General features: G+C 61.0%; 14 protein-coding genes. 4 read left to right on the top strand and 10 right to left on the bottom strand.

Translation table 11 applies throughout. The features are described from left to right. Nucleotides 1–4 precede the first annotated feature (4 nt). Nucleotides 5–1,399, bottom strand: coding sequence for an NAD(P)-binding domain-containing protein (locus FJ958_RS24050; RefSeq protein WP_140746086.1), 1,395 nt, complete (start codon nucleotides 1,397–1,399; stop codon nucleotides 5–7). Between the two features lie 204 nt (nucleotides 1,400–1,603). On the opposite strand from FJ958_RS24050, the gene FJ958_RS24045 reads away from it, so the two are divergent. The 3 genes from FJ958_RS24045 (at nucleotide 1,604) to FJ958_RS24035 (ending at nucleotide 4,312) form a co-directional block, all read left to right on the top strand. Further along, nucleotides 1,604–2,380, top strand: a complete 777-nt coding sequence (locus tag FJ958_RS24045) for an SDR family NAD(P)-dependent oxidoreductase (protein ID WP_140746084.1) — start codon at nucleotides 1,604–1,606, stop codon at nucleotides 2,378–2,380. 170 nt (nucleotides 2,381–2,550) lie between these two features. Beyond that, nucleotides 2,551–3,321 (top strand): SDR family oxidoreductase, encoded by a 771-nt coding sequence (locus FJ958_RS24040; protein ID WP_246679730.1) that lies wholly within the window; start codon nucleotides 2,551–2,553, stop codon nucleotides 3,319–3,321. Nucleotides 3,322–3,427: 106 nt separating this feature from the next. Further along, entirely contained in the window at nucleotides 3,428–4,312 is an 885-nt protein-coding gene (locus tag FJ958_RS24035) for an SMP-30/gluconolactonase/LRE family protein (RefSeq protein WP_140746082.1), read from the top strand. Between the two features lie 78 nt (nucleotides 4,313–4,390). Here FJ958_RS24035 and FJ958_RS24030 read toward each other — a convergent pair whose 3' ends face one another. From FJ958_RS24030 to FJ958_RS23990, 9 genes are all read right to left on the bottom strand, one after another. After that, the gene (locus tag FJ958_RS24030) at nucleotides 4,391–5,809 is read right to left on the bottom strand and encodes an FAD-dependent oxidoreductase (RefSeq protein ID WP_140746080.1); all 1,419 of its coding nucleotides are present in this window, start codon (nucleotides 5,807–5,809) and stop codon (nucleotides 4,391–4,393) included. A gap of 2 nt (nucleotides 5,810–5,811) precedes the next feature. Beyond that, entirely contained in the window at nucleotides 5,812–6,672 is an 861-nt protein-coding gene (locus FJ958_RS24025; RefSeq protein WP_140746078.1) for a PfkB family carbohydrate kinase, read from the bottom strand. Beyond that, nucleotides 6,669–7,523, bottom strand: coding sequence for a sugar phosphate isomerase/epimerase family protein (locus FJ958_RS24020; protein WP_140746076.1), 855 nt, complete (start codon nucleotides 7,521–7,523; stop codon nucleotides 6,669–6,671). The genes FJ958_RS24025 and FJ958_RS24020 overlap by 4 nt, the downstream gene beginning before the upstream one ends. Before the next feature lie 23 nt (nucleotides 7,524–7,546). Next, nucleotides 7,547–8,407, bottom strand: a complete 861-nt coding sequence (locus tag FJ958_RS24015) for a carbohydrate ABC transporter permease (protein ID WP_140746074.1) — start codon at nucleotides 8,405–8,407, stop codon at nucleotides 7,547–7,549. After that, entirely contained in the window at nucleotides 8,404–9,246 is an 843-nt protein-coding gene (locus tag FJ958_RS24010; RefSeq protein WP_246676910.1) for a sugar ABC transporter permease, read from the bottom strand. Before FJ958_RS24010 ends, FJ958_RS24015 begins: the two co-directional genes overlap by 4 nt. Before the next feature lie 128 nt (nucleotides 9,247–9,374). Further along, nucleotides 9,375–10,697, bottom strand: a complete 1,323-nt coding sequence (locus FJ958_RS24005; protein ID WP_140746070.1) for an extracellular solute-binding protein — start codon at nucleotides 10,695–10,697, stop codon at nucleotides 9,375–9,377. A 28-nt stretch (nucleotides 10,698–10,725) separates the two neighbouring features. Then, on the bottom strand, nucleotides 10,726–11,739 hold the full coding sequence (locus FJ958_RS24000) for an SIS domain-containing protein (RefSeq protein WP_140746068.1): 1,014 nt from the start codon (nucleotides 11,737–11,739) through the stop codon (nucleotides 10,726–10,728). Between the two features lie 192 nt (nucleotides 11,740–11,931). Continuing rightward, complete coding sequence (locus FJ958_RS23995; protein ID WP_140746066.1) at nucleotides 11,932–12,954, bottom strand: LacI family DNA-binding transcriptional regulator; 1,023 nt, start codon at nucleotides 12,952–12,954, stop codon at nucleotides 11,932–11,934. 639 nt (nucleotides 12,955–13,593) lie between these two features. Continuing rightward, on the bottom strand, nucleotides 13,594–14,487 hold the full coding sequence (locus FJ958_RS23990) for a LysR family transcriptional regulator (RefSeq protein ID WP_140746064.1): 894 nt from the start codon (nucleotides 14,485–14,487) through the stop codon (nucleotides 13,594–13,596). 119 nt (nucleotides 14,488–14,606) lie between these two features. Here FJ958_RS23990 and FJ958_RS23985 point away from each other — a divergent pair. Continuing rightward, nucleotides 14,607–15,338, top strand: a 732-nt coding sequence (locus FJ958_RS23985; RefSeq protein ID WP_140746062.1) for an NmrA/HSCARG family protein, incomplete at its 3' end; no start/stop codon positions are given.

Here is a 15,338-nt window from a genome sequence, read left to right as displayed (position 1 = left end):
CCCGTCATTCTGCCGCGGAGCGAAACTCGGCATCAGATGTCCTTGGGACAGGCAGCCGGACGTGGCCAAACCCGAGGGATCGGGCGCGCTTTCGGCCCCGTTTGAGTTCACCCTCCAGCTCCGAAAAATAGATGTCCTGGTCGAGCTGCATCGTGTGTCGGGCCGACGCGTAGTAGCGGCTCATATGCTTCTTTTCATCGGCGACAATGGTACGCTTCTGCTCCTCCACCGTGGGCAGTGCATAGTCACCCGCAAGGTATGCGGCGATCCACTTTGCCTGGCGATCTGCTAGCGCGAAAAGGGTGATGCTCGGTTGAGCCAGGGCGATGAAGAAGAGGTTCGGAATCCCAGGCTTGAGGACGCGCTTGAACAGTGGCAATCGATTGCCCGGCGCCGAGATGAACGATGGATCGAAGAACGGAAAGCTGACCTTGTAGCCCGTGGCCCAGACGATGATGTCGATCTTTTCACGGCGCCCATCCTCGAAGACGACGCTATCCCCGTCAAGTTCCCTGATGCCGGGACGAATTTCGATATCGCCGGAAGCGACCAGCGTCGGAAACGTATCCGAGACCGAGACGTGCGCTTCGAACACGCGGTGGTCCGGCTTGGGCAGCCCGAAGTCTTCCATGTGACCGACCGCGAAATGGAAAATCCGGCGACCGACCCAGCGCTGCAGCGACAGCGGCAACCAGGGATACAGCTTGCCTTTGTCGGCAGGCTTGCCAAGCAGGAAACGTGGGAAGATGTGAGCACCGCGACGGGTGCTGACGAACAGCTTCTTCGTGATATGACGTGGGCAGAGCTCATTAGCGATATCCATCGCGGAATTGCCCATCCCGACCACCAGGACGCTTTTGCCCCTGAAATCAACGGGAGTGAAGGGGTCGCGGTAGCCGTGGGAGTGAATCTGGACCCCGTCGAAGTTGCCCGGGTAAGCCGGTTCGGGCAGACGGGAATCCCAATGATGTCCGTTGCACACGAACAGCGCATCATAATGGCGCGTCTGACCGTCGCCCAACCGGACTTGCCAGGTGCCGTCCGCGTCACGTTCGGCCTTCGCGACTTCGGTATTGAGTTTGACCTTACCTGACAGGCCAAAATGATCCATGTAAGCCATCAGATAGGACAGTACCTGCGTGTGATGCAGATAATGCGGCGTATCGGCAGGCATTGGAAAATCGGCCAACTGTAGTTGCAGCTTCGACGTGTCTATGTGCAGGGACCTATAGGCCGCCGACTTCCCGTTGGGGTTCTCGAATGCCCACTGACCGCCAACGCGATCGCTCATCTCGAACCAATCGAAGGGAATGCCGCGTTGGGTAAGAGCCTTGGCGGTGACAATCCCACTGCAGCCTGCTCCGATAATGCAGCATTTGGGAAGGGTATCTGGCTTCATGGCAATGGCTCCCGCAAGACAATCGTGATCGTGGCAGGAGCCTAATTCAGGCCCGGAGACGCCAACAATGGTGCCGACGGTCACCATCGGCGCCACAGGTCAGGCGTAGCGATAATGGAATGGTGACCGTCGGCACCATTGCTGGGGCAACCGTAGGTGAAATAGCCTCCGCCACAGCCAAAAACGCTTTGCCGGAGCCATCAAATGACACTCGACACCCCGTCGCGGGAAAAGTCCTCTTCGCTGTTCCAGGTGCCCCTCCTGCTTGCTGGACGACGCGCCGTCGTCACGGGCGCCGCGCGCGGAATTGGCAAGGCAATCGCGGACGCGTTCGACCAAGCCGGGGCAACCGTTTTCCGCCTTGATATCAATTCGTCAGACGTGGTTCACCGTTGTGACATTGCGGATGAGGAATCCGTCAAAAGCGTCTTGGCCAAGATAGCCCGCGATGGTCCGATCGATGACATCGTTCACGCTGCCGCCATCGGCGCTGTCGCTCCCCTGGCCGACATGCCCGTGGCCGATTTCCGGCGCGTGCTCGACGTGAACGTGACGGGCGCCTTTCTTGTCGCGAGGGAAGGATCACGGCATCTGCCTCGGGGTGGTAATCTCGTCCTTATCGCATCGCAGTATGGTCTGAAGGGCTGGCCTCTTTGGGGCGCCTATTGCGCATCCAAGGCGGGTGTCTTGAGACTTGCCGATGCGCTTGTGGGAGAGCTCGCACCGCGCGGGATACGCGTGAATACGATCTCACCGGGCAGTGTCGATACGGAGATGGTTGCGACAACAACGGCAAACATAGCACGACAATCTGGCACTGACCCGGCGGCAATTCGCGCCGGCTATGAGGCGGCCATTCCGATGGGCCGCTTCGCGCAACCCGAGGAAATCGCCTACGTCGCCGTGGCACTCTGTTCAGGTCTCTGCTCATACGTGAACGGGTCCAATATCGTGGTGGACGGGGGCGAGCTTTCACGCTGACTGGCAACCTGCCGCGCCCCGAGATTTCAGCCCGCAAGCCCAAACACGCAGACAGGTGTCGGCCTGTTGACAATCGTGTGAGGCTGACGCCGACGATCGGAACACGCCTACAGGTATCGGTTAAGTCTTAAGAGGCGACGCCGATCGTCCATTGCGAAGGAGACGGAAGAATGGTCCAGCGAGTGATGATCACTGCGGGGGGTTCAGGCATTGGCTGGGCTATCGCAAAGACGTTCGCCGACAGTGGCGCCAGGGTTCATATTTGTGACGTCGATGAACGCGCGTTGCAAACTGTCGCGCAGACATATCCCAAGATCGCAGCACGAAAAGTGGACCTATCCGATGAGAGTGCGATCGACGATTGGTTCGACGATGCTCTTGGCGATCTCGAAGGCCTGGATGTTCTCATCAACAATGCCGGCACTAAGGGCCCCACCGGTTATGTCGAGGAGCTCAAACTTCAAGACTGGCGAGAATGCGTAGGCATCTGTCTCGATGCGCAATTCATGTGTGCCCGACGTGCGGCGCCTGTCATGAAGACTCAGGGTTCGGGTAGCGTCATCAACATATCCTCGACAGCGGGCCTTTACGGCTACGGCCTTCGAACGCCCTATGCCGCAGCCAAATGGGCCGTCATCGGATTCACCAAATCACTCGCTGTGGAACTTGGCCCCCACAATGTACGCGCCAATGCAATTTGCCCAGGTTCCGTCGACGGCACGCGCATGCGACAGGTGATCAAGGCTGAGGCCGAGAGCCGCGGAATGGCTATCGATATCGTGGAAAGGGAGTACGTCCAATCCCAATCGATCAAGCGCTTTGTCAATCCCGAGGAAATTGCTGACATGTGTCTGTTCCTCGCATCGCCGGCTGCAAAGATGGTGACAGGTCAGGCTATAGCAGTGGACGGCCACACGGAGACTTTCCACATCGGTAGCTGAAGCTCCGATTCTATTTTTCACGGGCATCTGCCGGCCGGGCTCTAGAAGGTTCATCGCCGCCTGTGCCCGATCGACGATCGACTATAATGGCCGGAGGATCGGGAACATGCCGCTGTCCAAGGCAGAATGGAATATCTGTGCCCCGACGCGCGATCGGCTGGGCGAAAGCATACTGTGGCACCCCGCAGAGCAGGCGCTCTATTGGATCGACTTCTACGGCCCGGTTGTCCATCGGCAAAGGCAAGGCAGCGGCCTTGTCGAAAGCTGGAAGCTGGATTTCGCTGAGACGATTGGGTCGCTCGTACTTACCGACAAAGGCCTGCTTCTCGCTGTGGATCATGGGCTGCATCTCCTCGACACACATACTGGGAAGGCGCGTTTTTTTGCGGATCCCAAGCAAGGAAAAATGAACCTTGTTTACAATGACGGGAAGGTCGACCGCGCGGGGCGCTATTGGGTGGGAACCTACGATGTGTCGGAGAGAGTTCCAAACGCTCTCTTCTATCGCATGGTCCCTGGCTCTGATTGGGAAGTCGGCGACAGAGGCTTCGTCATTTGCAATGGCCCAACTTTCTCGCCTGACAATCGCAAGCTATATTTCAGCGACACAGTCGGCCGTCGTATCTTCTCCTACGACCTTGACGATGACGGATCGATATCAGGCCGTCGGGTGTTCTTCGCTTTTGCCAACATCGATGGAATGCCGGACGGCCTTGCGGTTGATAGTGCAGGCAATGTGTGGTGTGCACTGTATGGCGGCAGCAAGGTCGTATGCATCGACCCCAAGGGGACACTCCGTCGGTCACTCTATTTGCCAGCCGCTTTCGTCACGAGCCTATGTTTCGCGGGACCAGAGCTCAAGGCCCTGTGCGTCACTACCGGTTGGGACAGCAGCACGACGGAGGTGACAAAGGCAAACGATGTCGGTGGCGCAGTCTTCATGCGGCCTGTTGATATTGCTGGACTACCTGAGCCTATTTTAGCCCTCTAGCCTGGCGATGGCCTTTGCGGATCGGGTCAACGGATCGGCTGCTTCCCGGACATACAAAGTGCAGGTCCAATGACCGCCCTATTTCTTGCGATAGCCCGGCTTCAGCCGAGACAGCAGATTGGTGATCTTGTCCGCCTTCCGGTTGTGGATCTCGGCCTCATTCTTGCGACGCACGGCGCTACCGACGAGGCGGGCGCCGAGATAGCGGAACGGCTCCGGCGGCAGCGCCATGCGCCGCCCGATGCCGACCAAGCCGCTGGCGCTCCAGCGATCCTTACGCTCCAGGACGAGACTGGCCAGGATGCGCCCACCGATCGCCGTCTGCGCGATTCCGGTTCCGTTGAACCCCATGCCGTAGAAAATGTTGGGGTGATCGCGCAGATGATCGAAGACGGGAACGTGCTCCGGCACACAGTCGATGGGGCCGGCCCAGTCATGGTCGATCCGCACGCCGCGCAACTCCGGATAGACCCGGTGCAGTTCACGAAGGTTGTCGCGGCCGTGCCGCGGACTGCGGTTGAAGCCGCCGCCGAAATTGCCGCCGAAGGCAACGTCGCCGCTGCCGCGGCCGAACACGACCCTGCCCTTGGTGGTACGCTGGTAGTAGAGGACCTGAGCTTGGGAATCGCAAATCGATGCACCGTCACGCCAGCCAATGCCGTCCAGCAGTTCAGGAATGGCGGCGGTGGCGATCACCTCGCTGCCGACGACATAGAGATGGCGGCGCAGTTCCGGCAGCGCCGAGAGCCATGCATTCGCGGCAAGCACCACCTTCTCTGCCTGCACTGTGCCCAGCGCCGTGCGCACTCTGCACATCTTGCCCGTCTCGATGTCGAGGACGGGGCTGCGTTCATGAATGATCACACCGCGCGTCAATGCCAGTTTCCGCAATCCGGCGGCCAGCTTGGCCGGATGGACCGTGCCGGCATTGGTCTCGACGACGCCTACATAGGACGCCGATGACCCGGTGCGGCGTTTGATATCGTCGGCCGTCAGCGGCTTGAAACGGTCCTCGCCCACCGCTGCCGTCAAGGCAACCGCGCGATCCCACGCCCCTTCCTGGGCTTTGGAGCTGGCGGTCCACAGCCATCCGTCCAGCCGCAGATCCATGTCGATCGTGCCGCTTTGCTGCAGCCCTCTCAGTTCGGCGATCGAAGTCGCCGTGTCGGCGCACAGTTGCCGCGCCTCTTCGAGGCCGACGACGGCACTGATCTGGTCGAGTTCGGCGAACCAAGAATGAACCTGGCCGCCATTTCGGCCCGACGCACCCGAACCGCAGAGATCGGCTTCCAGCACGATGACCCGCGTCTCCGGCGCGAGCTCACGGATGCGCAGCGCCGTCCACAAGCCGGTATAGCCGCCGCCGACGATCAGCACATCGGCGCGCTCGCTGCCTTGCATCGGCTCAGTCACAGCGTCGGCGCCGATGTCCTGCAGCCAGAACGACCGGTCGGACGGAAGCGCCACCGCCGGCTGTCGCAAACGAAGTGTCGTCACGATCAGGCTCCTTGGGGGTCTGTGATGAAGCTGGCATATTTGGCCGGAAGCCAACCCGGGAGGGGACGCGGCTCCTGGGGAAACCCGCCGAGATGGGTGCAGGTTTGTGCAGCCGCGATCGAAGCCTTTTGCAACGCATCCACAGCGCGAAGGCCATCGAAATGGAAGCCGGTCAGGAACGTGGCGATGAAGCTGTCGCCGGCACCGCACGTATCGACGACATCGATCAGCGTGGCCGGCGCGTGCACGACGCTCGCGCCATCATCGAAGTAGGAGCCGCGTCGACCGCAGGTCAGCACCACCTGTCCTGCACCAGCCGCCCTGAGCGCGGTCAACAACGGCTCGACAGGAGCATCGGCGGCGTCGGGCCCGGAGGCAAACAGCAGGGGCACGCCTTCGAGCGGCAGCGCCAGATGCGCCGTCGAGACATCGACACTGAAGGGCACATGATCGGCGACCAGCCGGCGGATGAGGTCCTTGTTGGCATTGGTGCCAAGATGCACCCAGTCCGCCCTGGCGATGAGCGCGTAGTGCTCCGCCGAAGGCATGTAATTTTCGCCGACCCCAAAGGATTCATGCAGGAATTTCCGGTCGCCGGACTCCTCGCTAAGCAAGGTAACGGCGGTGTCGCCAGGCAGGCGCTCAACATCGTCCGGCGACAGGCCGACGCTGGCCAGTCCGGCAAGCACCACCTCGCCTTCGGGGTCCTCGCCGACCGCACCGAAGTACCGTGCGGCCAAGCCGCTGCGCCGCCATTGCGCGGCTACGTTCAGGGCGTTGCCGCCGACGGTGAGCAGGCCATGGCTGAGATAGGCGTCGAGGCAATTGTCCCCGACCGCGACAAGGTTCTGCATCCGTGTCATGCCGGCACCGCCGCGCGGTCCAGGTAAGGCTCGAGGGCGTCGAGGCAGCGTGTCCAAGCCCTGACCGGATCGAGCGCGTAGGAGCCGTTGCCGAAGGGCTCGAAGGTGATTTTTCCCGCGTATCCCAGATTTGCCAATTCGCTGACGTACCGGCCGAGCGGCAGCGAGCCGTCTCCCCATACAAGATGCCCGCCAGGCGAGCCGTCGACGAGTTGGACATGCGCCAAACGGGAACCGAACAGGTCGATATAGCTCGCCACCGTGTCGCCCGCCGTGGCCATGGCGACAGTGTCCAGCACCACGTCGATATTGTCCGCGTCGAGCATGTCCAGCATCCCGCGCAGGCCTGCCGCATCGTTGACGATATTTGTCTCGAACCGCTGCAGCGGTTCAAGAAGGCAGCGCACGCCATTTCGGCCAGCGTGCGCTGCGATCTCGCCGAGCGCCTCGAGCGCTCGGTCCCACGCCGGCTGCTGTGCTTCGCTCTCGAATCCCCGTCCTGGGGTCAGGAATAGATAGCGCGCGCCGAGCATCGCGCAGATGTCGCCGGCGCGGCGGAACCGCTCGATGCTGTCGCGGCGCAGATCCGCATCACCAGAGGCGATGTTGATGGGATACAGCACCTGTTCGGGGGTGAAGCACCAGGTGGACAGGCCATTGTCGGCCAGCACGCGGCCGACGGCGTCGACGCGCGCATCCGTGGCGTGGAAGAGGTCGAGATGCTGGGCAACGCCCCACAATTCAATCTCCCGCATTCCGAAGTCGCGAATAGTCCTCGCGACCTGGTCGAACGGAAAGTGCTGAAAGCTGAAGTTGGCTCCGATCAGCTGATGAAAGGCAAGCTGCGGCATGAAGGGTCCTTTCAGGGGAATTGCTACTTGCCGATGCCTTCGGATAGGCCACGAATGAAGTAGCGCTGCGCGGCAAAGAAAACGACGACGATGGGCAGCGCCGAGATCGTCATGGCCGCGAACACGACGGCATAGTTGGTCCCGTGCGTTGCCATGATCGAAGTGAGGCCGACCGGCAGCGTCTGCACATCGCTGCCGCTCGTGAACACCATGGCGAACAGATACTCGTTCCAGGCGAACAGGACGTGCAGGATGACGCACGAGATGATGATCGGCCGACACAGCGGCAAGGTGATGCGCCAGAAGATCTGACCTTCGCTGGCTCCGTCCATCGTCGCCGCCTCGTCGAGATCGCTGGGCAGGTCCAGCATGTAGGCGCGAATGAGGAAGGTGGTGAACGGCACCCGGAACGCCGTGTAGAGAATGATCAGCGCCCAGTAAGTGTTGTAGAGCCCGAGCGCCTGCAACATCTTCACCAGCGGAATGATCGCCACTGTAGGGCTGAGCATCAGCCCACCCAGCACGACGGCGACGACCAGTGATTTTCCCGGCATCCTGGTCCGGGTTAAGCCGAACGCCGTCCATGCGCTGATGAGCACGGTGCAAACGGCCGAGGCAACGGTCACCAGGACGGAGACGGTCACATAGCCACGAACGCCCTGGTTCCAGGCCTGCACATAGTTGTTCCAGGACCAGTGCAACGGCGGGGCGAAGGGATCGCCGAAAATTTGCGCGTTGTCCTTGAAGCCGCTGAGAGCCATCCAGATCAATGGATAGATGACGACGACGCCGAGGCAGACGAGGAACGAATAGAGGAACGTCCTGGCAACGACGGACCAGACGTTGACCTGCCGTCTGCGTGCGACTGCGAGGGTCGCGCTCATAGCTGCACCCGGCGACGCTTCGTATACCAGAGCTGTGCCGCGCCGGTAAGCATGGTCAGCACGAAGATGACCGCGGCAATCGCGGCACCATAGCCGAAATTGTCTTCGATAAACGCCTTCTGATAGAGCCATGTGCCCAGGACCTGGCTGCTGTTGTTGGGCCCGCCGGCGGTCATGACCATGACCTCGTTGAACACCTGGAACGCGCCGGTGATGGTGACGATGATCATCAGCCCGGTCATTTCCCGGGTCAGTGGGAAGGTGATGCTCCAAAGACGGCGCAGCGGGCCGGCTCCGTCGATCGTGGCGGCGTCGTAGAGGTCGCGCGGAATTTTCTGGATCGCGATGGCGAACAACAGCGTCGAATAGCCAAAGCCTTGCCATTGGCTCATGGCGATGATGGCGTAAATGGCCGTGTGCTCATCGCCGAGCCAGGGCAGGACGAACTGACCGAGACCGAGGCGGCTGAGTGCGGCATCGAGCAAGCCGATCTGCGGCTGGTAGATAAAATAGAACAGCAGTCCGGTGACGGTGATCGAGATGGCCGAGGGCACGAAGTAGACGGCGCGCCATAGCCGACGCCAGCGCTCGTTCCTCAAATCTTCGATGATGGCCGCCAGGAGAAACGCGCCGAAGACCTGGAAGATGACGGAGATGACGGCGTAGAGGCAATTGTTCCAGAGTGCGACCAGCACGATCGGGTCATGCAGCAGCCGGTCATAATTGGCCAAGCCGACATTGGTGACCTCGCCAGTATAGATGTCCTGATCGGTGGTGCTGACGACGAAATTGTCGACGATCGGATAATAGACGAACCAGCCGATGAGGATTAGCGCCATCGCCGCCCATCGGAACGACAACAGATTTCGGAAGCGGGTCCGCAGGCTTCTGGACCTTCGCCGCCTGGCGGCGCCGAGAATGACGGCGCCGCTTTCTATTGTATCCGATGCCCTGACCATGGTCCGCTTTATTTGGCTGCCGAGGCGGCTTTGCGCACCTCGTCCATCACTTGCTCGGGCGTCATCGAGCCGCCCGTCAGCGCCTGCAGGCTGGATAGCCAGACAGCGGCGACGCGCGGCGGATTGGCCGTGTCCAACCAAGGCATGAGGAACGAAGCCGCGTTGATGTCCTTCAGTCCATCGACGATCGACGCGCTCATGTTGGATTCCGATGCGCCGCCGATGGTGGCGCTCGGCTGGCCGTACGGAGGCGCGGACAAGACCTGCGCGTTTTCCTTCGAGGTGACGAACTTCATGAAGTCGATCGCCAGCGGGATATTCTTCGAGGCCGCATTGATCATGTAACCCTCGGGAGCGCCCTCGATCGACTTGGGATCGCCCTTGGCGCCCTCGGGCACGGGCAGTCTGAAGAAGCCGAAATCGGCCGGCTTCAATGCCGAGTCCGGTGTGGCGGCCTGATCGAACTCGATGATTTCCTGATAGTACATGGCCGACTGCGCATTCGTGAAAGCCTGCAAAGCCGAGGCATAGGACGTGCCGTTGACGCCGGCGCCGTCGGTACAACGCTCGACAAGCTGACGGTACTGCTTGAGCGCCGCGACATAGCCTGGATCCGTATATTGGGCGGTGGCGGGATCGAAATCGCGTTCCAATGTCGCCTGCGGCACATTGTAGGCGAGCAACTGGCCCGCATAATGGATCGCCGGCCACGCTTCCTTGTTGCCGAGCGAGATCGGTGTCGTGCCCGCTTTGCGGATGGCATCGCAGCTGTTCAGCAGCTCTTCGAAAGTCGCGGGTGCCTTCAGGCCGAGCTTTGCGAACGTCTGCTTATTGTAGCCCATGAATTTGGCATCCTGGTAAAGCGGAATGCCATAGAACTTGCCGTTGTATTCGAACGCTTTGACGGCGGCGGGCGACAGTGTCTTGCCCCAGTCGGTGTCCGGACCGATGACCTTGCTCAGGTCGACGGCACGGTTGCCGCGCACGAAATTGCCGCCCCAACTGCCCGTCCACGAGAAATAGATGTCGGGAAGCGAGTTGGAGGCGACCAGCGTCTTGGTCTTGCCCTTCACGCTGTCGTCGCTCTCCTGGATGAGTTCGACCTTCACGCCCGGATGGAGTTTCTCGTAGGCCTGCGCCATGTTGACGAAATAAGGCGACAGCTGCTGCAGCCCAAACTTGGTCAGGATCGACAGCGTGCCACTATATTCGACCTTGGCGTTGGGATCGGCCGCGACCGCTGGCGAAGCGGCGGAACCGCCACTCATCGACAGCCCCAATGATGATACCGCGGCCACTGTGACCGCCACGACATGCAGCGAACGTTTCATAAGCAGCTCCTTCCGAGGTGAGAGTGGATCAGTATTCAACGCGTTTGTAGTAGCGACGTGTGGTCAGCGGGTGGTTGCGCAGCACCTCAAGATGCGCGCTCAACCGCTCGAGCAGCGTGGCGAGCAACACCGGCGAAATCATGCCGCGCACCTGCTGGGAGATGGCCGGCAATTTGACCGACGCGGCATCCAGTGTGCGGACGCGGTCGGTGTAGCGCCGGGCGAAATTCTCGACCCGGTCGGCGAGCGGGCGAAGGGCATCCTCACCCTTGAACACGAAGACGCTGACACCCGGCTCGACCAGCTCGAGGGTGCCATGGAAGAAGTCCGCGGCATGCACCGGGCGGGTGCGGATCCACTGCATTTCTTCCAGGATGCACATGCCATAGTAATTGGCTTCCGGCCAAACCGAACCGGCGCCAGTGAAGATGTGATAGGTCTCGTCCTTGATGGTCTTGGCCAGTTCGGCGGCCTTGTCCTCGAAGTCGGCTTTTGCGTCGGCGAGCAGGCCCGGCAGGAGCTTGAGCTCGGCGACAGCGGCGTCGAAACCATCATATTCGCCGCGCTCGGCCAGCAGCGCCAGAACGATCAGCATCGTCTGCAGGTAGAAGGATTCGGAGGAGGTGTCGTCCTCGGCGAAGTTCGTGAAGTTGTGGTCGGCTTCCCGCGCGATCGGCGTGTCCAAATGACCCGTGAGCGAGATCGTGCGCACGCCCCGTTTTTTCAGGAAAGTCATGAGTTCGACGCTTTCCTTGGTCGTGCCCGATAGTGACGGAATGACGACCGCGGCCTTGTTGTCGAGGCCGGCCGGTGGATCGAGAACGACCTGCGCGGGATACTCGGCGCTCACGGGAAATGTCGAATGGCGTTTCGCCAGTTCTATCGCGGGAAGCGTCAGAAGCTGCACGCCGCCGGTTCCCATGAAAAACAGCCGCTCGACGCCTTCCGAAAGCAGCGTGCGCATGAGCGAGCGCGCCTGGCCGGCGATGGAAATCGCACCGCTCTGGATCCTTATGAAGCGGTCCTTATCAAAGTTCAGCATGTCGTTCTTCCTTGTACTCGGATGCGGCAGAGCCTTTGCCCAGGCGCGAGCATCAATGCGCCGTCTTAACCAGCCTTTTCGATCGGCTCATATGATATGAGATCGATCTCACATGGCGATAATGGGCACGCATTTTTGCGCTTTGCAAGCCCCTCACCGCAGTTTTGCCAATGCTGGAAGCTGGGGCGCCGGTCAGCGCCTGTGGGGTCGAGCTACCGATCCACGCACGATTAGGCGCGTCGGGAACCGGATATCGCGCGGCGCGACCTTCTTGCCGGCCAGCCTTTCGAGCAGCAGCTTGGCGGCAAGTGGCCCGATCTCGGAGATGGGCTGGGCGATGACCGTGATCTGTGGATCCGTGAAGGTTGCGAGATTGAAATCGTCAAAGCCGACCAGCGACACGTCATGGGGGATGGACAGACCCATCGAGCGCAGGCCGAGAAGCGCGCCTTGGGTCATCAGGCTGTCCACGGTGAACAGTGCGGTAGGGCGGTTGCGGCGGCTGAACAGCCTTATAGTGGCCTCCACCGCATGCTCGACAGTCGAACGCGACACGCCGATCAGCGATTCGTCGAACGCAACGCCATGCGACTTCAGCGAATTCTGGTAGCCGGCGAGACGCTCTTGCGCGGTGAAGATGCGTGAATCGTCCCGCAGCAGACCGATTCGCTCATGACCGTTGGCCACGAGGTACTCGACCGCCTCGCGCGCTCCCCCTTCATTGTCGACGACCACGCTGTCGCATTGCAAGTCCTTGACGACGCGGTCGATCAGCACGATTGGCGAACCTGCACGCGCCAACTGCACGATATGCTCGCTGTCGGTTGCCGATGTTGGGGCCAGGATGAAGCCGCGGACGCTGAGGGCGCGCAGGCTGTCCAGCAATTCCTTTTCCAGTTCGACATTCTCCTCGCTGCTGGCGATCAGCAGATTGTGACGATGCTTACGCAGTTCCACCTCGATGTCGTGGGCGATTCGGGCGAAGAAGGGATTCTGGATATCGCCGGGCACGAAACCGACGATCGGCAACTGGCCGCTGCGGAGCGCCTGAGCAACGAGATTTCCCCGATAGCCCAATCTATCGGCGGCTTCCATCACCCGAAGCGCCGTCTCGTCACCGACATAACCGTAGCTGTTGAGCGCCCGCGCCGCCGTTGCTCGCGAGACATTGGCCGCGGCGGCAACGTCTTTCAAGGTGATCCCTTTTTGCGTCACGGTTCATGGTTCTCCCGCGACCAGGATTTTGTGCCAGGCCGCCTTCCGCCTCGGCGCTGCATCCGCCGTTGTGCCGCATATAGTCACGGCACCAACATTCGTGCCAAGGCTCCGGGCACAAGCGTATTGGGGGATTCTTTCACTTGCGGCAACCATTCCGCTGTTGTCAGCCATCCACCCCTCCGATGTGCGACGCCTGTACCGGATGCCGTGCACCTCCTCCGACGCCGTATTCGAAGATTGAGCCGGCCACCTCCTCCCCAATTTCCCTCGAATCATAGATTTGCGAGTTTTGGCTCACCGTCGTGCGACGGTTGACAGATCGCAAATATAGCCAGCGATCTGCGAGGGCGCAGCGTCGATTTCGCGTCACTGCACCCTTTAACGAATTTGCTGAGCGCCGGACATATCGGCAATCGCCGCTCGCTGAAACGATATATTGCTCGCAGAAAGGCCCACAGGCCGGCGATTGGAATGACTGAAATGGGGCCGAAACCGGTCGGTCTGCTTCGCAGAGTCATGGCGGCTGCGGTGTTGAGCGTGTTGCGCCACGGGGAGTTTTCCCCATTTGATCCGCTTGGCTTGTTCGCCTTTTTGATCGCTGTAGAGGTGGGTTCATAGGGAAGGGTGCCGGATTGTTCAGTCCGCGACATAGGCTGCCAATTCATCAGCCGTCCCCTGCGGAAAGGCTTCCTTCAAGTAGTCGAGGAACGCTGACACGCGGGGGCTGAGCAAACGCCTCGAGGGATAAAGGGCCCAAAGCGCCGTCTCGGGCCCTGACACATCCCCCCAATGCACTAGCGTGCCGGCAGCCAAATCGCCGCTGGCAAGCGACAACGGAAGGCGCGCGGCGCCGAGCCCCATGCGCACCGCATCCCGGACCATGACGAACGACGACAGGCTGAGCACTGGCTTGGCGTTAATCGTCGACTTGCCGGACGAGGTCGTGACTTGCCAGGCTTCGGACTCGTTCAACGAGCCTCGACTGATCGCGGGAACGAGACTTCCCGAGGTTGGGGGCGTCAGGTGCGGACTAGCCACCAGCACTAGCCGATCGCGCAGGAACACTCGCCCAACAAGGGTGGCATCCGGCTCCGGGTTGACCCGGATGACGAGGTCGTAGGCTTCTTCGATCATGTCCACGGCCCTGTCTTCCGTGGTGATCTCCAACCGAACCTCCGGGTATCTAAGGACGAAGCCGGCCGCGAGCTTTCCGACCGCGGTCTGAGAAAAGAGCAGTGGCGCGCTGATGCGTAGCCGGCCACGCGGGCTATGGCCGCCCGAAGCGATCGCTTTCGCCGTCTCATCAAGTTCTGTGAGCAGAAAGCCCGTTCGTTCAAACAGGGCTCGTCCCTCCTCCGTGAGCTTGAGCGTCCGCGCACCACGTTCGAACAGGCGCAGATCAAGACTTGCCTCGAGATCGGCCACGCGTCTGGAAAGGGTCGCCTTTGGCCGGCCGGCGGCACGTGAGGCCTTTCCGAACCCGCTGTGGCGGGCCACCAGGTTGAAGTCGGCAAGAGCGAGAAGATCCACGATTTTGTTCTTTGCTGTTCCGCCAATGAGACGATGTGTCCAAACATACCATCTATCGGGATGTATGTGGATCACTCATTTTGAGCGTGCCTTTTGACTCAAACAGAAAGTGAACCCCAATGACCATCCTCGTTACAGGTGCCACCGGCCGCGTCGGCCGCCATGTCGTCGACCAACTCCTTCAGCGCGGCGCGACGGTGCGTGTGCTGACCCGCGACCCCGCGAAAGCCAGCTTCCCGACCGGTGTCGACGTCGCCAAGGGCGATTTCCTCGACATCGATGCACTGCGCAGCGCCTTCAAAGACGTGAGTACGCTCTTCCTACTCAATGCCGTCACGGGTGACGAATTTGCCCAGGCGATCATCGCGCTCAATGTTGCTCGCGAAGCGGGCATCGACCGTGTCGTCTATCTTTCGGTGTTCGAAGCCGATCGGGCGGTGAACGTCCCGCATTTCGCCGTGAAGTTCGGCGCCGAGCGCATGCTGGTGCAGATGAACTTCAGCGCCACCATCTTGCGTCCGACCTACTTCATCGACAACGAGTCGATGGTAAGGGACGTCATTATGGAGCACGGCGTCTATCCGATGCCGATTGGCAGCAAGGGCGTAGCCATGGTGGACGCCCGTGACATCGCCGAACTAGCAGCGATCGAGCTGATGCGCCGCGACTCCGCACCCGGCAAGCTGCCGATCGAGACCATCAACGTGGTTGGGCCCGACACGCTGAGCGGCCCCGACGTGGCTAAGATCTGGTCGGAGCTTCTGGATCGCCCGGTGGTCTATGGGGGCGACGATCCCGGCGCGTTCGAGCAGAACATGGCGAGCTTCATGCCGAAATGGACGGCCTACGAG

It is taken from the genome of Mesorhizobium sp. B2-3-5, assembly GCF_006442395.1.
Classification (GTDB): Bacteria; Pseudomonadota; Alphaproteobacteria; order Rhizobiales; family Rhizobiaceae; genus Mesorhizobium.
Note: the sequence above shows the minus strand (reverse complement) of the source record. Positions and strands in the feature narration are given on the sequence as shown.

What these genes read in the sequence shown, in the direction of transcription:
- FJ958_RS24050 (WP_140746086.1), bottom strand. Translation starts at nt 1,399, where the DNA reads ATGAAGCCAGATACCCTTCCCAAATGCTGCATTATCGGAGCAGGCTGC.
- FJ958_RS24045 (WP_140746084.1), top strand. Translation starts at nt 1,604, where the DNA reads ATGACACTCGACACCCCGTCGCGGGAAAAGTCCTCTTCGCTGTTCCAG.
- FJ958_RS24040 (WP_246679730.1), top strand. Translation starts at nt 2,551, where the DNA reads ATGGTCCAGCGAGTGATGATCACTGCGGGGGGTTCAGGCATTGGCTGG.
- FJ958_RS24035 (WP_140746082.1), top strand. Translation starts at nt 3,428, where the DNA reads ATGCCGCTGTCCAAGGCAGAATGGAATATCTGTGCCCCGACGCGCGAT.
- FJ958_RS24025 (WP_140746078.1), bottom strand. Translation starts at nt 6,672, where the DNA reads ATGACACGGATGCAGAACCTTGTCGCGGTCGGGGACAATTGCCTCGAC.
- FJ958_RS24020 (WP_140746076.1), bottom strand. Translation starts at nt 7,523, where the DNA reads ATGCCGCAGCTTGCCTTTCATCAGCTGATCGGAGCCAACTTCAGCTTT.
- FJ958_RS24015 (WP_140746074.1), bottom strand. Translation starts at nt 8,407, where the DNA reads ATGAGCGCGACCCTCGCAGTCGCACGCAGACGGCAGGTCAACGTCTGG.
- FJ958_RS24010 (WP_246676910.1), bottom strand. Translation starts at nt 9,246, where the DNA reads ATGGCGCTAATCCTCATCGGCTGGTTCGTCTATTATCCGATCGTCGAC.
- FJ958_RS24005 (WP_140746070.1), bottom strand. Translation starts at nt 10,697, where the DNA reads ATGAAACGTTCGCTGCATGTCGTGGCGGTCACAGTGGCCGCGGTATCA.
- FJ958_RS24000 (WP_140746068.1), bottom strand. Translation starts at nt 11,739, where the DNA reads ATGCTGAACTTTGATAAGGACCGCTTCATAAGGATCCAGAGCGGTGCG.